Source organism: Streptomyces sp. ISL-66 (assembly GCF_018614135.1).
Lineage (GTDB): Bacteria > Actinomycetota > Actinomycetes > Streptomycetales > Streptomycetaceae > Streptomyces.
In genome coordinates, this window is record NZ_JAGGOW010000095.1 from 39,105 (window position 1) to 56,647 (window position 17,543).

Consider the following 17,543-nt stretch of genomic DNA (forward strand, 5'->3'; position numbering starts at 1 on the left):
ACACAGCACCTGAACGGCGGAAGGGATCCGATGAACGAGCAGCAGGGCTACCTGGAGCACGGGACCGCGGCCGAACGCTGGGACCGGGGCGTGCTCTTCTTCGACGCGAAGGAGTACACGAAGGCCGCCCGGGTCCTGCTCACCGTGACCGCCGAGGCCCCCGAGCAACTGGCCCCCCGGCTGCTGCTGGCCCGCGCCTACTACCACTCCGCCCAGCTCTCCCGGGCCGAGCACGAGCTGCGCGCCATCCTGGAGCAGTGGCCCGTGGAGGACTACGCCCAGCTGATGCTCGGTCGGACCCTGGAGCGTCAGGGCCGCGCCGCCGAGGCGGCGCGGCACCTGCGGATGGCTGCCGCGCTGTCCGGGGAGTTCCCGGAGTAGGCCGGAACGGGGTACCGGCAGCGGCCGGAGCAGGGCTGTGAGCCGCGCCGCGAGCCCGCCATGGGGCCCGCCGCCGGCCCAGCCGCAGCCCCCCGCCGCACCGCCCGCCGCACCCCCGGCCACTCCCCCGGCCCCGCCCATGCGGGACCGGGGCGGCCGCTCGGTTAGCCTGGGGTCAATATGAACCGTCTGACCACGCCCTTCGGCTCCTACGAGCTCGCCCGCTTCCCCGAGGACCCGCGCGACCGGCTCCGCGCATGGGACGCCGCCGACGAGTACCTGCTCCGCCATCTCGAATCCGGTACGGGCGAACGCGGCCCGGTGGATCTGGCCGGCGCCGGGCAGATCACCGTGATCGGGGACCGCTGGGGGGCGCTGACGACGGCGCTGGCCGCCCACCACCCCACGCAGATCACCGACTCCTCCCTGACCCGTTCCGCCACCGCCGCGAACCTGGACCGCAACGGCATCGGCACCGCCAAGAGCACGGTGACGCTGCTGACGACCCAGGATCCGCCGCCCGAGCGGATCGACGTGCTGCTGGTACGCGTCCCCAAGAGCCTGGCGCTGCTAGAGGACCAGCTGTACCAGCTGGCCCCGCACGTGCACGCCGGCACGGTCGTCGTCGGTACGGGCATGGTGAAGGAGATCCACACCTCCACCCTGCGGGTCTTCGAGAAGATCCTCGGCCCGACCAAGACCTCGCTCGCGGAGAAGAAGGCCCGGCTCATCTTCTGCACGCCCGGGAACCCCGGCGCGACCCACCCCAAGACCTCCGGGCCGTGGCCGGTGACGTACACGGTGGACCAGGACGCGGGATCGGGATCCGGCCTGACCGTGGTCAACCACGCCGGGATCTTCTGCGCGGACCGCCTCGACGTCGGCACCCGCTTCTTCCTCCAGAACATCCCGACGAACACCGACGGGGCCCGGGTCGTCGATCTGGGCTGCGGCAACGGCATCGTCGGCACGGCCGTCGCGGTGGCCGACCCGGATGCCGAGGTCGTCTTCACCGACGAGTCGTACCAGGCGGTCGCCTCGGCCGAGGCCACGTACCGCGCCAACATCCAAGGACGGCTGGACCGCGCCGAGTTCCTCGTCGGGGACGGCGTCGCGATGCTGCCGCCGGGCTCCGTGGACCTGGTGCTGTGCAACCCGCCGTTCCACTCGCACCAGGCGACGACCGACGCCACGGCGCTGCGCATGTTCGCGCAGTCGCGCAAGGTGCTGCGGCCGGGCGGCGAGCTGTGGGTGGTCGCCAACCGCCACATGGGCTACCACACCCACCTGCGCCGCCTCTTCGGCAACAGCGAAGTGGCCGCGAGCGAGCCGAAGTTCGTGGTCCTGCGGGCGGTCAAGCGGCGCGAGCAGCCCCGCCCCGCGTGACCTGCCGGAACGCCCCTTCGGTAACCCGCCGGTAGGTCCCCCGGTACGTCCTACACTCGGCCGCGTGAGCAGTCAGGTGGATCAGGACGGGACCTCCGGCGGGCGCTACCGCCGGGAGGACGTGGCCCTCGCGGCCGGCGTCAAGGTGCGCAACTTGCGCTACTACCAGGAGCGCGGGCTGCTTCCGCCGCCGCGCCGCGAGGGCCGGATCGCCTGGTACTCCGAAGACCACCTCACCCGACTGCGACTGATCAGCGACCTGTTGGGGCGCGGGTACACCGTCAACGGCATCGCGGAGCTGCTGGCCGCCTGGGAACAGGGCGGTGGGATCTCCCAACTGCTGGGCCTGGAGCGGGAGATGACCCGCGACTGGGAGCAGGAGGATCCGGTCACCATGTCACGGGCCGAACTGCGCGAGCTGTTCGGCCCGACGGCGTCCGCGGAGGACACCCGGCGGGCGGCCGAGCTCGGCTACGTCACGGTCGACGGGGACCTGGTCACGCACCGCAGCCGGCGGCTGCTGGACGCCACGATGACGCTGGTGCGGGCGGGTGTGCCGCTCGGGGAGGTCCTGGACGCGGGGGACTTCGTACAGGCGCAGGCGGCCGCGGTCGCGGACCGGTTCGTCGCGCTGTTCCGGACGCACGTGATCGGCGCGGCGGGGCTGGAACAGCTTTCGGCCACGCGCCTGCGGCACATCACGAAGGCGGTGTCCGCGCTGCGTCCGCTGGCGGGCGAGGTCGTGGCCGCCGAGTTCGCGCGCGCGATGGCCCGCCGGGTGGACGCCGAGGTCGCCGAGCTGTTGCGCACGCAGACTCCTGGGGCGTAACCGGTCAGTAGGACTCGGCCGAAAAGGTACGCCCGAGCAACCTTGCCAAGCTTCATTGGCACTCTTACATTCAACTCGTCGGTAACAACGGTGCACAGCCGAACATAAGGGTCGATCTCATGGCAGATTCCCCGAAGTTATCCGAGTTATCCGAGTTATCCGAGTCATCCGAACCGCCCGGTCCCGGCGACGGGACCGACGGGAGAGCCGGCGGCCCGGGCCGCGTCCGCTGGCGCCGGTTCGCCGTACTGACCGTCCCCGCCGTGGCCGTGACCGCGGGCCTCGGCATCGCCCTCGCGCAGGGCGCGCTCGCCGCCTCCTTCGCCGTATCGGGCCAGCAGTTCAAGGTGTCGGCGACGAGTCTGGAGGGCGAGGGGTTCGCTCAGTACGGCAGCGTGGACGTCAATGCCCGCGAGGAGCTCATCCCCGTGGCGGTCACGGCCATCAGGGAGGCCAAGCTCCACAGCCTGTGCCAGTCGGTGGTCACCACCCTCCCGATCATCGGCGACATCTCGCTCAACCTCACAGCGGGTCAGAAAGCCCCGGTCGAGGCCAGCAACCTGTTCGTGGACGCCACCCAGCTCTCGGGCGACGCCGTCTTCACCAACATCGAGATCGGCCGGGACGCCTCGACCCTCGACAAGGGGCCGACGGACGCGGTGGGCATGCAGGACCTGTTCGCCCAGCAGGCCGACACGGTCAGCATCACCGACCTGCGCCAGACGGCCTGGGCCACCAACGCGGGCACCTTCAAGCTCTCCGGGCTGAACATGAACATCAGCAAGGGCAAGAAGGAATGCTTCTGACCCGCTGGCGCCGGTGGCGGCGCGGGCGGCCGTTCTGGGGCGGCCTGTTCGCCATCCTCGCCGGGGCCGAGATCTGCGCCTTGCCGCTCGCGCCCCTGAAGGTCATGCTCCAGCAGGGAGTGGCGGGGATTCCGTCCGTCCTGATGGGCATCTTCATGATCGTGCTCGGTCTCACCTCGTGGTTCTCTCCCGCACAGCGCGGTCTGGCCGGCGTGCTGACCACCCTCATCGCCACCGCCGCACTGGTCCTGTCGAACCTCGGCGGGTTCCTGATCGGCACCCTGCTCGGCATCCTCGGCGGCGGCCTGATGTTCGCCTGGCAGCCGTACGCCGCTTCACGCACTTCCGCTCCCACCTCCACCCCCGTCGCCATATCAGGGTCGTTCCCCTCGTCGGCCCCCTCGTCGGCCCACACGTCGGCCCACACGTCGACCCCCGCTCCCACCCCGGCTCCTCCGCTGCACCACGATCCCCAAGGAGCACCACCATGAGCCGTACGCGCACCGCCCTCGCCCTCGCCGCGGCCGCCGCCGCCGGAACCCTGTCCCTCGCCTCCGTCTCCGCCACCGCCGCGCCCTTACCCCTGGCCGGGTCGACCACCGTCACCCCGGCCGGGCACGCCTTCAAGGCCACCCTCAGCGGGAAGGCCACCCTCAAGGCCGGTTCGGTCACGGTGACTTGTACGGTCTCCGTCTCCACCGGCGGGGTACCGGCGGCACCCGGGAACACCAACCCGGCAGGACCGGTCTCCTCTCCCATCTCGCCGCCCACATACGGCTCCTGCACCTCGAGCACGTGGGGCGTGACCCCCACGGTCACCACCAGCGGCGCGTGGTCGGTGTCCATGCAGAACGGCTCGCCGGTCACCGCCACCATGGGCCTGCCGACGGGCGGGCTCGTCGTGCAGACCAGCGGCCTGGCCACCTGCACCGTCACCGCCGCCCCCGCCGGCCCCGCCACCGTCAACGGGACCTGGACGAACGGCTCCCCGTCGACCCTGACCTTCACCAACGCCTCGGTCCCGGTCACGGTCACCGGCGGCTTCGGCTGTCCGACGAGCGCGACCTCGTCCACCTTCAACGCCGTGTACAAGGTCACCGACACCACCGACCCGGCGCAGCAGATCACCGTCGGTCCCTGACGGCACGAGGCGGTCCCCCACCGCCCGCGAAGAGGCCCGCCGGCCCCGGAGACCGCTCCGGGGCCAGCGGGCCCGCTCATTGACGGTGCGCGGGTCTCAGCGGTGGGCCGGGAACTCCACCACCTGCTGATAGGTGGGCCGGTTCTGCCAGTTGATCTGCGGATGGGCGAGGCCGCCCACCGGACGCTGCACGATCGCGTCCGCGCACCACTGGTTGCCGGCGGCGCAGGTGCCGTCCGCCGGATACACGGCCGCCGGGGTGGCCGCGGCCGCCTGCTTGAGCGTGGCGGTCACGGCGTCGCGGCACGCCGGGAGCGATCCGCCCCCGCAGTACGCCCGGGCCAGCGGGCCCGACACCGGGCGGCCCAGCACCATACGCAGGTCCTTGTCCGCGTAGCTCCACCAGCCGTACTGGAAGGCCGAGCCGGCGTGTGAACCGGTGGGCCCGTGGCCCGCGTTGGGCGCCTCGTCGACGCTCAGCGAGGCACGCAGGGCGTCGTAGAGCGGCACCCCGAGCCCGGGCTTGAACTCCGCCTCGACGAGCAGCGGCCACCAGGCGTCCATGATCCGGATGGCGTCGGCGTGTGCGTACGCCTTCGACCCCTGCGCGGTCTCCTTGCGTTCGGTGCCCGCCGCCTGCCAGGCCGCGAGCTTGTCGATCGCGGCGCTGACGGCCGGATCGGTGACCGGCTGGCTGCGCAGTACGGCGAGCAGTTCGGGCAGCAGGTTCTCGGCACGCAGGTCGGTGACGGCCGCGTCCGCCATGGCCTGGGTGAGCTTGGCCCGGGTCACGCCGCCCGCCGCGACGAGCGGTTTGACACGCTGGTCGAGGAGGTCGCCGCGGTGGACGGAGCCCATCCCGAAGCCGGCCGAGCTGTAGTCCTTGGCCTGCTTGTTGTTCCAACTGATGTAATAGTCCTGCCCGATGGACTGCGGATGCTCGGCGGGCGGGGTGTAGGCGGCGGTGTTGGCGGCCGGGTCGAAGCCCTGCCACTCGTACTGCTGCTTGCCCTGGACGGGCAGCCCCGCGTCGACGCCGGCCGCGCGGACCGGGTTGGATCCGCTGTTGTAGTACGCCGCTTCGCGCGAGTCGGCGTAGAACCAGTTGAAGGCGTAGCCGATGTGCTGGGCAGCCTCCTGGAAGGTGCGGGCGTCCTTCACGTAGGAGGGGTCGTTCAGCATCTGGAAGCCGATGATCGAGTCGGCCTCGTGGCGGTAGGTGGAGCGCAGCGCGGTGTAGGCGACGGGCTTGCCGGCGACGGCTGCCCGGTGGGTGACGATGCCGTAGTGGGTGCGCCACACCTGCATGCGGTACGAGCCGTCGGGAGTGGAGTCGGCGACGGAGGACTTCCAGGCGTTGGTGTGCTCCAGCTTCTCCATGGGCGTGCAGGTGCCGCGGTAGAGGTAGGAGGTGCTCGCCTTGGTGGGGGCGCCGCCGCCCGGCTCGCACAGTTCGACGGCGAAGGTGTCGGTGATGTCCTGGCCCGCGGAGGTGGCGCTCCAGGCGTAGTCCTGGCCGCGGCCGAGCTGGACGTACATGCTGACGCCGGCGAAGGAGGCGCCGCGCGCGCTGATGCCGGGGCCCTGGAGCTCCTGGAGCACGAGGAATTGAGGGGCGAGGTAGCCGGTCTGCGGGCCGAACACGGCGACCGGGTGGCCGCTCGCGGTCTTCGCTCCGGAGACGAGCAGCGCGTTGGACATGCTCTGCTTCATCGGCCTCGGCGGATCGGCCGCCGCGGCGGTCGCGGCCGAGCCCGTACGGTCGTACACGAGAGGTTCGGCGCTGACCGAGCCGGCGTCGGGCAGGGCCCTGCCCTGCGCTACGGCCGGCTTCTGGGCGTACGGGAAGCTCGAGCCGTCGTGCACGGTCAGCACGGCTTCCGGGTCCTCGCGCTCACGGAAGGACTCCCAGACGCGGGTGCCCTCCTCGATGCCGTACTTCTGCTGCGCGGACAGCAGGGAGAGCGCGGCCTGCACCTCGCCGCCTCCGCCGCCGCCGAACAGGCCGCCGACGACGGAGGCGAGGGCGATCAGGTCGGTGAGCTTGAAGGGCTGGATCTCACCGGCGTTGGTGACGGAGTCGATGTGGCCGGTCAGCACGTACTCGCCGGGGAAGTAGCGGCCGTTCTTGGACTGGACGCGGTAGGCGTTGATGCCGTCGACGTAGGCCTGCGAGTCCTCCATAGCGATCCGCCCGCGCTCGCCCTCGGTGGTCCGGATCCGGTCCACCTGGGCCTGTAAGTCCGCCTCGGTGTACGGGGCCTGGGGCCAGAACTGCTGCTCCAGGCCCTGGTTGGCGAGGGCCCCGCCCGCGAAGGGGGTGAGGTCGCCGCGGCCGACGTGACGGAAGAGGTCCATCTGCCAGAGCCGGTCCTGCGCCGCGGCGTATCCCGCGCCGAATGAAGTCCCGTAGCGGGTGGTCCCCTTGATGTGGGGGACGCCGCTCTTCTTGTCGCGTGTGATGGTGACGTCGGAGCGGGGGCTGGTGGTGGACTCCACCTGGTCGCCGGGGACGCCGAAGGAGGCGTCGTTGAAGAAGTCGTTGACCTTCGCGTCGGTGAGCGCCGGATATCCGGCCACCAGCGAGTCGTAGCGGGCCAGTTGGTCGGAGGCGTGGGCGGGCATGGTGCCGAACGCCTTGTGCGCCAGGATCTGCGCGAGGGTGGCGTTGCCGCTCTGTCCGGGCGGCAGGATGTCGGCGCACTGCCGGCCGCAGTGGTCGGCGATGGGCAGCGGCACGGGCACATCCGCTCCGGCGGCGGCCGCGGCCGGGGTCAGCAGGGCCGCGCCGAGGGCGATGAGTGCGGTGGCGACGGCAGTTCGCGTACGAGTGGTGGGGCGTCGCATACGTGCTCCTCCGTGGGGGGCAGGAACCGGTCACGGGGAGGGTACTGGCAGGTGCTACCACTCAGTAAGATGAACGACCGTCACTTCTTGAGCCGGTTTCGGGCGGCGGAAATTCCGTTGCCCCGGGCGCCGGGACGGGTAAAGCTCGGTGGTATGTCACAGAGCAGCACAGAACCCCGTACGCGCTCACAACGAGGCGTCGCCGATCTCTTCACCGCCGCCGGCCGGCTCGCGGCCATCCCGCGCAAGACGGACCGGCGCGAGCAGTTGCTCGTCCACCTCACCGAGACGCTGTTCTCGGTGGACCGCGACTACACGGAGCCCGAGGTCAACGAGTTGCTGCTCACCGTCCACGAGGACTGCGCGGCGCTGCGCCGGTACCTGGTCATCGCCGGGCACCTCACCCGCACCCGCGACGGGTCCGGCTACCGGCGGGTCACGACCACCCGGTAGTGGGTCGTCAGTCGGCCGTCGTCACCGATGACGTGGAAGGCGACGGCCGGCGGCTCGTCGAAGTGGACGTACTCGTTCTCCCCGGACACTGCCTCCCACGGGAGACGGGTCGTGGACACGACCCCCGGCGCCACCAGCAGCGGCCGCCCCGCGAAGATGGTCGCCGCACCGGTGTGCGCGTGCCCGCACAGGAACGCCGTCAGGTGCGGGTGCCGCTCGGCGAGCGCCGCCAGCCGCTCCTCGCCGAACTGCCGGATCTCGTCCACGTACGGGATGTGCAGCGGCACGGGCGGGTGGTGGAAGGCGACCAGTACGGGTACCTCGCGCGGGGTGTCCGTGAGCACCCCGTCCAGCCACGCCAGCGTCGAGTCCTCCAGGTAACCGTGGTGTTCACCGGGCACGGAGGAATCACACACCGCGAGCACGAAGCCCTCACCGCGCAGCACCTGGTCGACCGGGGCCGCGGACGGCCGTCCCTCTCCCAGCAGACCGCGCCGGAAGCCGGCGCGGTCGTCGTGGTTTCCGGGACAGACGACCAGGGGGTGGCGGGAGATCAGGGCCTTGCGCGCCTCCTCGTACTGCGCGCCGGTCGCGTGATCGGTGATGTCACCGCTGACCACAACCGCGTCGAGCGCGTACGGAAGCCCCTCCAGGTACTCCATGACGGCGCGGGTGCGTTCGGCGGCCCGGTCGCCGCCGTCGAAGTGGACATCGCTCAGGTGGGCGATCACGATCACGCCGGTGGCTCCTTCTGTCCGTCGGGGAGGGCCGGATCGTCGGTACGATCCGCGCGGCGCGCCACCTGCCCCGGCCCCCGAGCCCGTCCCCGTGCTCGTCCTGTGGCCGTCCCGTCCCGCCTCAGGGCCGTCGCCGACAGCCGCCGCGAGGACCAACGTATCCGATGGCGTCCCGGGGGCCTTCGGGCGGTCGCTTCGACGGACGCCCGGCAGCCCGGCGCGGCCCGCCCCGTCTCGTCTCCTGCGGTCAGGGTCGGTCGTACCAGGAGAGCGCCGCGATCCGCCAGCCGTCCGGGGTGCGCACGAACTGGATGGATTTGGTCCCGCCCCCCTCGAACGGCTCCCCGTCGAGGATCCCGGACTTGCCGTACTCGCCGAACCGGGACGCGATGTCGCCCACGATCTCGGTCCGTTCCGAGGTCTCCCACTCCGAGAACTCCACCAGGCGCCCCTCGGCCAGCAGCCGCTCACGGGGCGCGATGAACTCCTCGACGGTGTAAACGGCGAACTCCGTACCGGACTTGACGATCACCCCGCCCGGAAGCATCAACCGCCGGATCCTGCCCACGTCGGCCGTCTTTCCGCCCCGGTTGTCGAAGGCGCCGAAGAACTCGGCGGTCAGCACGTCTATTTCGGTCCTGGACATGGCGCGACCGTAACAGCACCGCCTCGTTGCCGGCCGCGCGGGCGCGGCGCTCCCACTCAAGCGCCGACCCGGCCTCGTAGCGCAGCCGCAGGCCGGGAGGGCCAACGCCGCCGTGTGCGTGGCGCGCGTCACCGGTGGTCGTGCGCGCCCTCGGCGATGAGGGAGACGCCCATGCCCAGCAGCCACACGTCCTTGGCCAGCGCGATCCCCTGCTCGGTCGGGCGCAGGCCGCCTTCCTGCCGCATCCCCGGCGTGCGCAGGTAGAGCCCGAGGGTGCCGACGGAGAACGCGGTCAGCGCGGCCCCGGCGACGGCGGCGGGCACGACCGGCACGAGCAGTGCGGCGGCGATGGCGAGCTCTCCGGCAGCGAGCAGCCGGACGAACCTGCGGGCGTCCTGCTTGCCCAGGAACGGGTAGGTCATGGTGGCGAACTGGTGCAACCCCTGCGCCGTGGCCTCGTCCGCGCCGAGTTTCGAGATGCCGGAGCTCAGGAAGAACGTGCCGGCCGTGAGCCTGAGCGGAAGTTGCCGGGCCGTGGAACACCATGCCGAAGCGGATGCCATGCGGATCCTCCCAACAGTGACCCCACGTACCACCCTGCCACCCCTTCGATGCATGTCAAACGGGAGCCGATCCGAAGCTGAAGGCGAGGGGGTGCTCCGCTCCTGAAGTAGTCCTGCGTGTACTTCCTCGCTCACCGGACCAAGGCCGCCGTCCCGCTCAGGTCCTGATCGGTGGAGGCGGGCCGCACGGCGCGCATCCGCCCGTACGCGTACACGCATCCGGCGAGTGCGAGGTCCGACAGCAGCATGAAGCCGATCGAGTACGAGTCCTTCGCGCTGTAGATCGCACCCATCACCAGCGGGGGCACGAAGCCGCCGAGGCCGCCCATCGCTCCGACGATGCCCGTCACGCTGCCCACCTGAGGCTGCGGCGTCACCTGCGACACCAGCGCGAAGACGCTGCCGCTGGCCGTCCCGAGTCCGGCCGCCATCACCAGCAGGGCGAGCGTGCCGACGGGGTTCATCGCCGGGTCGAAGGCCTGCACGATCGCGAGGAGAGCCACCAGGCCCAGAGCCCCGGCCGTTACCTGTGCGGGGTGGATCCAGTCCGACAGCCAGCCGCCGACCGGCCGGAAGACCACCGTGACCAGGGCGAAGCCCGCCGCCTTGGTCCCGGCGTCGGTGGCCGAGAGCCCGTACCAGGTCTTCAGGTACGTCGGCAGGTACACCCCGAACGCGACGATCCCTCCGAACCCGATCGCGTACAGCGCGGCCAGCTCCCCCGTCACCCGCAGTCGCCCCGCGCCGCGAAGTCGCGAGGCGATCGATGCCGTCGGCACGGGCCGGTCGGGTCGGTCCCTGAGCAGCACGGCCGCCAGGACGGCGTACCCGGCGAGCGCCAGTGCCACCACGAGGAAGGGCAGGTCGGGATCGTGTGCGGCGATGCGCGGTGTGACGTACCCGGACAGCGCGACACCGCCCATGCCCATCCCGAAGACGCCCAGGGCGAAGCCGCGCCGGTCGGGCGGGAACCAGGAGTTGACCAGGGGGATCCCGATCGCGAACGTCGTGCCGCCCAGGCCCAGCAAGAAGCCGACCACGAGCGTCAGGCCGTAGCTGTCGCGTGCGGGGATCAGCAGCAGCACGGGCACGATGGTGAGCGCGGACACCACGGGGAACATCAGCCTCGCCCCGTAGCGGTCGGTGAGCGCACCCACCGGGATCCGTCCCAGCGACCCGACCAGCACCGGCACCGCGACGAGCAGCGACTGCTGGAACGAGGAGAGGCGGAGCCGGTCCCCGTAGTCACCGGCCAGCGGCGCGACCAGGTCCCACGCCCAGAAGGTGAGCGTGAACCCGAGCGTCGCGAGGACCAGATTGCGGTACGCGGCGCCCGAGGGCCGCGATGTCGACGTGGCGTCCATCCCGTCAGTCAAGACGCCACGGACCGGCCGGTCGCGCAGGACTGAGCCGAACGGGCGGGACTGGGCCGAACGGGCCACGAGCCACGGATCACGGCCCACGGATCACGGCACGCGGATCACGGCACGGCCCGCGGAGACTGGCACCGGCACCGGCCCCCACGAGCCCCGGATGCCCCGAGTCGTGCTCGGGGGCGGCACGGTGGTTACCCCCTGTACGTCTCCAGCAGCCTGAGCCAGATCTCGCTGATCGTCGGGAACGCCGGGACCGCGTGCCACAGGCGGTCGACCGGGACCTGCGCCGCGACCGCGATCGTCGCCGCGTGCAGGAGCTCGGCCGCGCCCGGGCCGACGAAGGTGACGCCGAGGAGGATCTCGCGGTCCAGGTCGACCACCATGCGGGCCCGGCCCCGGTAGCCGTCGGCGTACAGGCCGGCGCCGGAGACCTTGCCCAGGTCGTAGTCGACGGCGCGGACGCGGTGCCCGGCCCGCTCCGCCTCCGCGAGGGTCAGGCCCACCGACGCGGCCTCGGGGTCGGTGAAGACGGCCTGCGGGAGCGCCTCCGTATCGGCGGTCGCCGCGTGCCGGCCCCAACGGCCGGTGTCGAGCGGCGTGTTGCCGTCCGCGTTGCCGCCTGCGCGGGCGGCGATGACGGCCCCCGCGATCCGGGCCTGGTACTTGCCCTGGTGGGTGAGGAGCGCACGGTGGTTGACGTCGCCGACGGCGTACAGCCAGTCGATCCCGGGGACCCGGCAGCTGTCGTCCACCGCGATCCACCCGCCCGACGCGAGGCCGACGGTGTCCAGTCCGATGTCCTCGGTGCGCGGCGCCCGGCCGGTCGCCATCAGCAGCTCGTCGGCCTCCAGGGCCTCGCCGCCTTCGAGCACCACGGTCACGGGACCGGTCGAACCATCCCGCACGACGGACTCCACGGCCACCCCGGTACGGACCACCGCGCCGGCCTCGCGCAGCGCCTGCGCCACCAGTTCGCCGGCGAACGGCTCCATGCGGGGCAGCAGCCCGGACCCCCGTACGAGCACGGTCACTTGGGAGCCGAGCGCCTGCCAGGCGGTGGCCATCTCGGCGGCCACGACCGAACCGCCGACGATCAGCAGCCGGCCCGGAGCCGCCTGCGCGGACGTCGCCTCGCGGCTGGTCCAGGGGCGGGCCTCCGCGAGGCCGGGCACGTCGGGGATCACGGCCCGGGTGCCGGTCGCGACGACCACGGCGTGCCGGGCGGAGAGGACGTTGTGCTCCCCTTCGGGACTGGTCACGGCGACCTTCCGGATGCCGTAGAGCCGCCCGTGGCCGCGGTACACATCGGCGCCGATCGACTCCAGCCAGTCGACCTGGCCGTCGTCCTTCCAGCTGCCGGTCCAGTAGTCCCGGTGCGCGAACACCGCCTCCGCGTCCAGCGGGCCGGCCGCGGCCGCCCCGAGACCGGGCACCCGGCGCGCGTCGGCGCGGGCCAGCGCCGGCCGCAGCAGGGCCTTGCTGGGCACGCAGGCCCAGTACGAGCACTCGCCGCCCACCAGCTCGCTCTCGACCAGGGCCGTACTGAGCCCCGCGGCGCGGGTCCGGTCGACGATGTTCTCGCCGGCCGGTCCCCCGCCGAGCACCACTACGTCGTACTCCACTGCTTCAGTCATACGGGCCAGTCTCACCGCGGGGAGAGGGCCCGTCACGCACTCAGGCGTCCGGCGTGCCGGACTCTCCGGCGCCGGAGCCGCCCGTGGCGCCGTCCGTCGCGCCGCTCTTCTCCGCGGCGATCTTGGCGCGCACGTCGTCCATGTCCAGGGCGCGGGCCTGCGCGATGAGGTCCGTCAGCGCGGCCTCCGGCAGGGCGCCGGGCTGGGAGAAGATCGCCACCTGGTCACGGACGATCATCAGGGTCGGGATCGAGCTGATCTGGAAGGCTCCGGCCAGCTCCTGCTGCGCCTCGGTGTCCACCTTGGCGAAGACCAGGTCGGGGTTGGCCTCGGCGGCCTTCTCGTAGACCGGGGCGAACTGCAGGCAGGGGCGGCACCAGCCCGCCCAGAAGTCGATCAGGACGAACGGGTTTTCGCTCACCGTCTGATCGAAGTTCTCCTTGGTGAGTTCGACAGTAGCCACGGTTCTCCAGACCTCCTGATTGCTGCATCGCTTTCATTCCCTGAACGAACGGCCCGCGCGAAGCATTCCTGGCGCGCTCGACGATCTCAACCGCTCCGCCGCGCGAAAGATGCGACACGACCGATTCCGGCACTGATCGCGACACCGCCGAGCGGGTGCGGGGCCGCTCCCTCCTCGGATCAGCGCTCCAGAACGAGAGCGATGCCCTGACCCACACCGATGCAGAGGGAGGCCACGCCGGTGCCGGAGCCGGCCGCCGCGAGCTGGTGGGCCACCGAGCCCGCCAGTCGGGCGCCCGAGGCGCCGAGCGGGTGGCCGATGGCGATGGCGCCACCGCGCGGGTTGACGAGTGCCGGGTCCAGGTCCGGCCATGTCGCGAGGCAGCCCAACGCCTGGGCCGCGAAAGCCTCGTTGAGCTCGAAGGCGGTCAGATCCGCGAATCCGCGGCCCGCCTTGGCGAGCGCGCGCTCCACGGCCTCCACCGGCCCCAGGCCGAAGAGTTGGGGCTCGATCCCGGTGACCGCGGACGCGCTGATCCGCGCCAGCGGCTCCCGTCCGGTGGCGGCGAGACCCTCCTCGTCGGTCAACAGCAGTGCTGCGGCGCCGTCGTTGAGCGGCGACGCGTTCCCGGCGGTCACCGTCCCCGTACCGTCGCCGCGGAAGGCCGGCTTGAGCCGCGCCAGCGCCTCGGGCGTGGAGCCCTCCCGGATGCACTCGTCCCGTGCGAGCTCCACACCGGGGTACGGCACGACCTCGGCGTCGTACTGCCCCGCGGCCCAGGCGGCCGCCGCCTTGCGGTGGCTCTCCAGCGCGAAGGCGTCCTGCGCCTCGCGGGTGATCCCGTGCTTGTCGGCGACGAGCTCGGCGCCCTCACCGAGGGAACCGGTCCACTCCGCCGGCATCCGCGGGTTGGTCATCCGCCAGCCGAGGGTGGTGGACCACATCTGCTGGTGCCCGGCCGGGAAGGCCCGCTCCGGCTTCTGCACCACCCACGGGGCGCGGGACATCGACTCGACCCCGCCCGCGATGGCGACGCAGGCGTCACCCAGCGCGATGGCGCGTGCCGCCTGGACGACGGCTTCGAGGCCGGACCCGCAGAGCCGGTTGACGGTCACCCCGGGCACGGTCACGGGCAGCCCGGCGAGCAGCACCGCCATGCGCGCCACGTCTCGGTTGTCCTCGCCCGCGCCGTTGGCGTCGCCGAAGACGACGTCGTCGATACGGGCCGGGTCGAGCGCGGGCGTACGGTCCACGAGGGCACGCACCACGTGAGCGGCGAGGTCGTCGGGGCGGACGCTGGCGAGCGCGCCGCCGAACTTGCCGATCGGGGTGCGGACGGCGTCGACGACGTAGACGTCGCGGACGGTACGGATGCTCATGGAGTCCCTCCTGGGCGGCCGGGTGGCGGCGCCCTGGCCCGCGCCGCGGTTCGGCACGGCGCGCGCTCCGCCTGCGCCCTGTGGGGCGCGCCCGCAGTCTCCGTCCGCCGCTCCCCACGTGTCAACGGCTCCCCGCCTGCGGCGATCCCCGGCGCACCGCTCGCGCCCGCCCGCCGGGTACGGCGCCGCGCGGGGCTTGCCCCTGCCGCCCTGCGCCTCCGCGCTCCCGTCGTGCGGGGTTCCGCGTTCTCCGGGCGCCGCCCGGGAGCGGGCAACGGAGGCAGGGGGCGGGCCGGCTACGTCGAGTCGCGGGCGACCGCCACCGCCGCCATCAGGTCGTGCCTGCGGACGACCGCCGACGGCTCCCGGACCGCCTGGTCCACCAGACCCGCCAGCCGCTCGCCCGTAGGCATCTCGATGTGGACCGTGCTCAGCCTCGGCCGCAGCAGCCGGCCGAGCAGCAGGTCGTCCGCGCCGATGACGGCCACGTCCTGCGGGACCCGCAGCCCCGCGTCCTGGAACGCCCGCATCAGCAGCATCGCGTACTCGTCGTTGTACGCGAACACCGCGTCCAGCCCGAGCCCGGTCCACCGGCCCGCCAGCGCCGCCGCCGACTCCTCCGCGTACGCCATGGGCAGGGGCAGGACCTCGACACCCTCCACGGACCGCGCGACGGACCGCGCGCCCTCCAGCCGGGGCGCGGAGAAGAGTTCCAGCCCCTCCTCCTGCGGGACGACGACCCCGATCCGGCGCCGGCCCCGGTCCACCAGGTGCGCCGCCGCCCGCACGCCGACCTCCGCCTGGTCCATGACCAGTGCGTGCGCCCCCGGGACGCCGTCCGGGCCCATCGTTATCACCGCGCGCGCACCCGCCCGCTTGAGCGTGGCGACGTTGTGCTCGGAGAGCGTGATCTCGCCGAGGGAAATCACGGCGACCGGCCTCAGCTCCGCCCAGGCGCGCGCCGCCTCGTCCCCGGTCAGGCCGAGACTGCCGTACTGGACCACCGTGTAGTCGAGGCGGCGCAGCGCCCACTGCAACTCGTTGAGGAAGGTGCTGTAGAGCGGGCCGATCGGCACGTGGGAGGTGGGCAGCAGCACGATGCGCGTGTGCCCGGCGCGCAGGCTGCGCGCCGCCGCGTGCGGTACGTAGCCCAGCTCCTCGGCGGCCTCGCGCACCTTGCGGCGGGTCGGCTCGCTGATGCGCACGGCTTCCGCGTTGTTCAGGACGTACGAGACGGTCGCGCGCGACACCCCGGCGAGGCGGGCCACGTCCGTGCTGGTCGGCACGGCCGGCGACGGCGACTCGGGGGGCTTCGGCGGCTTCGGTGACTGAGACATTGCCGTCGCATCTTTCCAGAACGGTTGTGCACGGGGGCTAGCGGATGGCCGGAATCGAATGCTACACAGTGCTTACACGATTCACTGACACGTGTAACCGAGACGTCATCCGGCTCAACAGGGATGCCTTCCACCGGTGTTTCACCCGCGTGCCGAGTTCGTGCCCCGCCGTGCCGTCGCCCTGTCACGTTCCGTCGCACCCCCGCCGCCGTGACAGGGCGGCGCGCACTCCCCCCGTCCCGCCTCCCGCGCTCCTCCCCCGCATCCCCGCCCCTCGGAAACCGCCCAGGAGGGCACCGTGGCCCTTTCCTCCCCCGGCACCACCGACAACGACGCCGCCCCCGCCAAGTCCGCGCCCGGACGCGGACTGCTCCCCTTGCTGCTGGTCGGCAACAGCGCGATGTACGCCCTGTACATCGGCGTCGCCGGCGTACTGCTCGCGCTCCAGGTCGAACACATCGACCCGGCGGACAAAGTCGCCAACTTCGGCCTGATCGCAGGGGTCTCGGCGATCTTCGCGACGGTCTTCAACCCGGTCGCGGGCGCCCTGTCCGACCGCAGCGGACGCCGCAACCCCTGGATCCTGGGCGGTGGACTCGCCGCGATACCGGCGATGTTCCTGCTCGGCGCCGCGGACACGATCCTGCTGATCACCATCGCCTGGTGCCTCGGCCAGGCCGTGATGAACGTCTACCAGGCCGCCCTCACCTCCGTGATCCCCGACCGGGTCCCGATGAGCGCCCGCGGCAAGGCGTCGGCGGCCGTCGGCCTCGGCCTGCCGTTCGGCTCCACCGTCGGCGCCCTGATCGGCGCGGCCTTCTCGGACGACTACCGCACCGGCTACCTCGTCTTCGGCGCGCTCGTCGCCGGCGCCGCGGTCCTGTTCACCAGCCGCACCCGCGAACAGCGGCTGCCCGCGCGGGCCCCGATGCCGGTCAAGGCGCAGCTCGCCGCCTTCACGAGCGCGCTCAAGGACCACGACTTCCGCTGGGCGTTCATCGGCCGGGCCCTGCTCGTCCTCGGCTACTTCGCGGTGAGCGGCTACCAGCTGTACATCCTCCAGGACCACACCGTCCTGCCCGCCGGCCTGAAGCCGGAGTCGGCAGTCGCCATCATGATGCCGCTGACCAGCGTGGCGATGGTCGTCTCCACCGTCCTCGGCGGCTGGCTCTCCGACAAGTACGACCGCCGCAAGCTCTTCGTCGGCGCCTCGGCGCTCCTTTCCGCCATCGCGCTCGTCATCCCGGCCCTGTCGGACGGCTGGACGGCCATGCTGGCCTTCTCGGTGATCAACGGCCTCGCCTTCGGCTGCTACATGGCCGTGGACACCGCCCTGGTGACGATGGTGCTCCCGAAGGCGGAGGACGCGGCGCGCGACATGGGCGTGCTCAACATCGCCAACGCCGGCCCCCAGATCGTCGCTCCGTTCATCGCCTCGGTGATCGTCTCCCTCAGCGGCGGCTACACGGCCCTCTTCATCGTCGCCGCCGTACTGGCGGTGGCCGGCGCCCTGGCCGTCAAGCCGATCCGCGGCGTCCGCTAACCAGGCCCGGCGATCGACGATC

At 72.1% G+C, this 17,543-nt stretch carries 17 protein-coding genes; 8 read left to right on the forward strand and 9 right to left on the reverse strand.

The window, feature by feature from the left end:
* Nucleotides 1-30: 30 nt before the first annotated feature.
* From J7E97_RS18660 to J7E97_RS18685, 6 genes are all read left to right on the forward strand, one after another.
* Nucleotides 31-381 carry a tetratricopeptide repeat protein gene (locus tag J7E97_RS18660; protein WP_215028480.1) on the forward strand — a complete coding sequence of 117 codons (351 nt, stop codon included), beginning with the start codon at nucleotides 31-33 and terminating at the stop codon, nucleotides 379-381.
* A 189-nt stretch (nucleotides 382-570) separates the two neighbouring features.
* A complete protein-coding gene (locus tag J7E97_RS18665; protein WP_215028534.1) occupies nucleotides 571-1,767 on the forward strand; it encodes a methyltransferase in 1,197 nt (398 codons plus the stop codon).
* Between the two features lie 64 nt (nucleotides 1,768-1,831).
* On the forward strand, nucleotides 1,832-2,596 hold the full coding sequence (locus tag J7E97_RS18670; RefSeq protein WP_308346577.1) for a MerR family transcriptional regulator: 765 nt from the start codon (nucleotides 1,832-1,834) through the stop codon (nucleotides 2,594-2,596).
* 263 nt (nucleotides 2,597-2,859) lie between these two features.
* Nucleotides 2,860-3,402 carry a DUF6230 family protein gene (locus J7E97_RS18675; RefSeq protein ID WP_308346578.1) on the forward strand — a complete coding sequence of 181 codons (543 nt, stop codon included), beginning with the start codon at nucleotides 2,860-2,862 and terminating at the stop codon, nucleotides 3,400-3,402.
* Nucleotides 3,393-3,893, forward strand: a complete 501-nt coding sequence (locus tag J7E97_RS18680) for a DUF6114 domain-containing protein (RefSeq protein ID WP_251054776.1) — start codon at nucleotides 3,393-3,395, stop codon at nucleotides 3,891-3,893. Before J7E97_RS18675 ends, J7E97_RS18680 begins: the two co-directional genes overlap by 10 nt.
* On the forward strand, nucleotides 3,890-4,543 hold the full coding sequence (locus J7E97_RS18685) for a hypothetical protein (RefSeq protein ID WP_215028482.1): 654 nt from the start codon (nucleotides 3,890-3,892) through the stop codon (nucleotides 4,541-4,543). The genes J7E97_RS18680 and J7E97_RS18685 overlap by 4 nt, the downstream gene beginning before the upstream one ends.
* Nucleotides 4,544-4,639: 96 nt before the next feature.
* On the opposite strand, the gene J7E97_RS18690 is transcribed toward J7E97_RS18685, so the two are convergent.
* Nucleotides 4,640-7,390 carry a penicillin acylase family protein gene (locus J7E97_RS18690; protein ID WP_215028483.1) on the reverse strand — a complete coding sequence of 917 codons (2,751 nt, stop codon included), beginning with the start codon at nucleotides 7,388-7,390 and terminating at the stop codon, nucleotides 4,640-4,642.
* A 153-nt stretch (nucleotides 7,391-7,543) separates the two neighbouring features.
* Here J7E97_RS18690 and J7E97_RS18695 point away from each other — a divergent pair, with 153 nt between their 5' ends.
* Nucleotides 7,544-7,843 carry a DUF2087 domain-containing protein gene (locus J7E97_RS18695; RefSeq protein ID WP_215028484.1) on the forward strand — a complete coding sequence of 100 codons (300 nt, stop codon included), beginning with the start codon at nucleotides 7,544-7,546 and terminating at the stop codon, nucleotides 7,841-7,843.
* Here J7E97_RS18695 and J7E97_RS18700 read toward each other — a convergent pair.
* From J7E97_RS18700 to J7E97_RS18735, 8 genes are all read right to left on the reverse strand, one after another.
* The gene (locus tag J7E97_RS18700; protein ID WP_215028485.1) at nucleotides 7,816-8,580 is read right to left on the reverse strand and encodes a metallophosphoesterase; all 765 of its coding nucleotides are present in this window, start codon (nucleotides 8,578-8,580) and stop codon (nucleotides 7,816-7,818) included. The genes J7E97_RS18695 and J7E97_RS18700 overlap by 28 nt on opposite strands.
* A 247-nt stretch (nucleotides 8,581-8,827) precedes the next feature.
* Entirely contained in the window at nucleotides 8,828-9,226 is a 399-nt protein-coding gene (locus J7E97_RS18705; RefSeq protein ID WP_215028486.1) for a DUF4440 domain-containing protein, read from the reverse strand.
* Between the two features lie 128 nt (nucleotides 9,227-9,354).
* Nucleotides 9,355-9,789, reverse strand: a complete 435-nt coding sequence (locus J7E97_RS18710; RefSeq protein WP_215028487.1) for a MauE/DoxX family redox-associated membrane protein — start codon at nucleotides 9,787-9,789, stop codon at nucleotides 9,355-9,357.
* 131 nt (nucleotides 9,790-9,920) lie between these two features.
* Nucleotides 9,921-11,153 carry a nitrate/nitrite transporter gene (locus J7E97_RS18715; RefSeq protein ID WP_215028488.1) on the reverse strand — a complete coding sequence of 411 codons (1,233 nt, stop codon included), beginning with the start codon at nucleotides 11,151-11,153 and terminating at the stop codon, nucleotides 9,921-9,923.
* 203 nt (nucleotides 11,154-11,356) lie between these two features.
* Nucleotides 11,357-12,799 carry an NAD(P)/FAD-dependent oxidoreductase gene (locus J7E97_RS18720; protein WP_215028489.1) on the reverse strand — a complete coding sequence of 481 codons (1,443 nt, stop codon included), beginning with the start codon at nucleotides 12,797-12,799 and terminating at the stop codon, nucleotides 11,357-11,359.
* 40 nt (nucleotides 12,800-12,839) lie between these two features.
* Nucleotides 12,840-13,262 carry a co-chaperone YbbN gene (locus J7E97_RS18725; RefSeq protein WP_215028491.1) on the reverse strand — a complete coding sequence of 141 codons (423 nt, stop codon included), beginning with the start codon at nucleotides 13,260-13,262 and terminating at the stop codon, nucleotides 12,840-12,842.
* A gap of 179 nt (nucleotides 13,263-13,441) precedes the next feature.
* On the reverse strand, nucleotides 13,442-14,641 hold the full coding sequence (locus J7E97_RS18730; protein ID WP_215028492.1) for a thiolase family protein: 1,200 nt from the start codon (nucleotides 14,639-14,641) through the stop codon (nucleotides 13,442-13,444).
* 296 nt (nucleotides 14,642-14,937) lie between these two features.
* Nucleotides 14,938-15,978: a LacI family DNA-binding transcriptional regulator gene (locus J7E97_RS18735; protein WP_215028493.1), complete on the reverse strand. Its 1,041-nt coding sequence runs from the start codon at nucleotides 15,976-15,978 to the stop codon at nucleotides 14,938-14,940.
* A 298-nt stretch (nucleotides 15,979-16,276) separates the two neighbouring features.
* Between J7E97_RS18735 and J7E97_RS18740 the strand changes: the two genes are divergently transcribed.
* The gene (locus tag J7E97_RS18740) at nucleotides 16,277-17,521 is read left to right on the forward strand and encodes an MFS transporter (RefSeq protein ID WP_215028494.1); all 1,245 of its coding nucleotides are present in this window, start codon (nucleotides 16,277-16,279) and stop codon (nucleotides 17,519-17,521) included.
* Nucleotides 17,522-17,543 lie beyond the last annotated feature (22 nt).

Coding starts and splice junctions, on each gene's coding strand:
- J7E97_RS18680 (WP_251054776.1), top strand. CDS start 3,393: ATGCTTCTGACCCGCTGGCGCCGGTGGCGGCGCGGGCGGCCGTTCTGG.
- J7E97_RS18690 (WP_215028483.1), bottom strand. CDS start 7,390: ATGCGACGCCCCACCACTCGTACGCGAACTGCCGTCGCCACCGCACTC.
- J7E97_RS18660 (WP_215028480.1), top strand. CDS start 31: ATGAACGAGCAGCAGGGCTACCTGGAGCACGGGACCGCGGCCGAACGC.
- J7E97_RS18710 (WP_215028487.1), bottom strand. CDS start 9,789: ATGGCATCCGCTTCGGCATGGTGTTCCACGGCCCGGCAACTTCCGCTC.
- J7E97_RS18720 (WP_215028489.1), bottom strand. CDS start 12,799: ATGACTGAAGCAGTGGAGTACGACGTAGTGGTGCTCGGCGGGGGACCG.
- J7E97_RS18730 (WP_215028492.1), bottom strand. CDS start 14,641: ATGAGCATCCGTACCGTCCGCGACGTCTACGTCGTCGACGCCGTCCGC.
- J7E97_RS18685 (WP_215028482.1), top strand. CDS start 3,890: ATGAGCCGTACGCGCACCGCCCTCGCCCTCGCCGCGGCCGCCGCCGCC.
- J7E97_RS18705 (WP_215028486.1), bottom strand. CDS start 9,226: ATGTCCAGGACCGAAATAGACGTGCTGACCGCCGAGTTCTTCGGCGCC.
- J7E97_RS18695 (WP_215028484.1), top strand. CDS start 7,544: ATGTCACAGAGCAGCACAGAACCCCGTACGCGCTCACAACGAGGCGTC.
- J7E97_RS18715 (WP_215028488.1), bottom strand. CDS start 11,153: ATGGACGCCACGTCGACATCGCGGCCCTCGGGCGCCGCGTACCGCAAT.
- J7E97_RS18735 (WP_215028493.1), bottom strand. CDS start 15,978: ATGTCTCAGTCACCGAAGCCGCCGAAGCCCCCCGAGTCGCCGTCGCCG.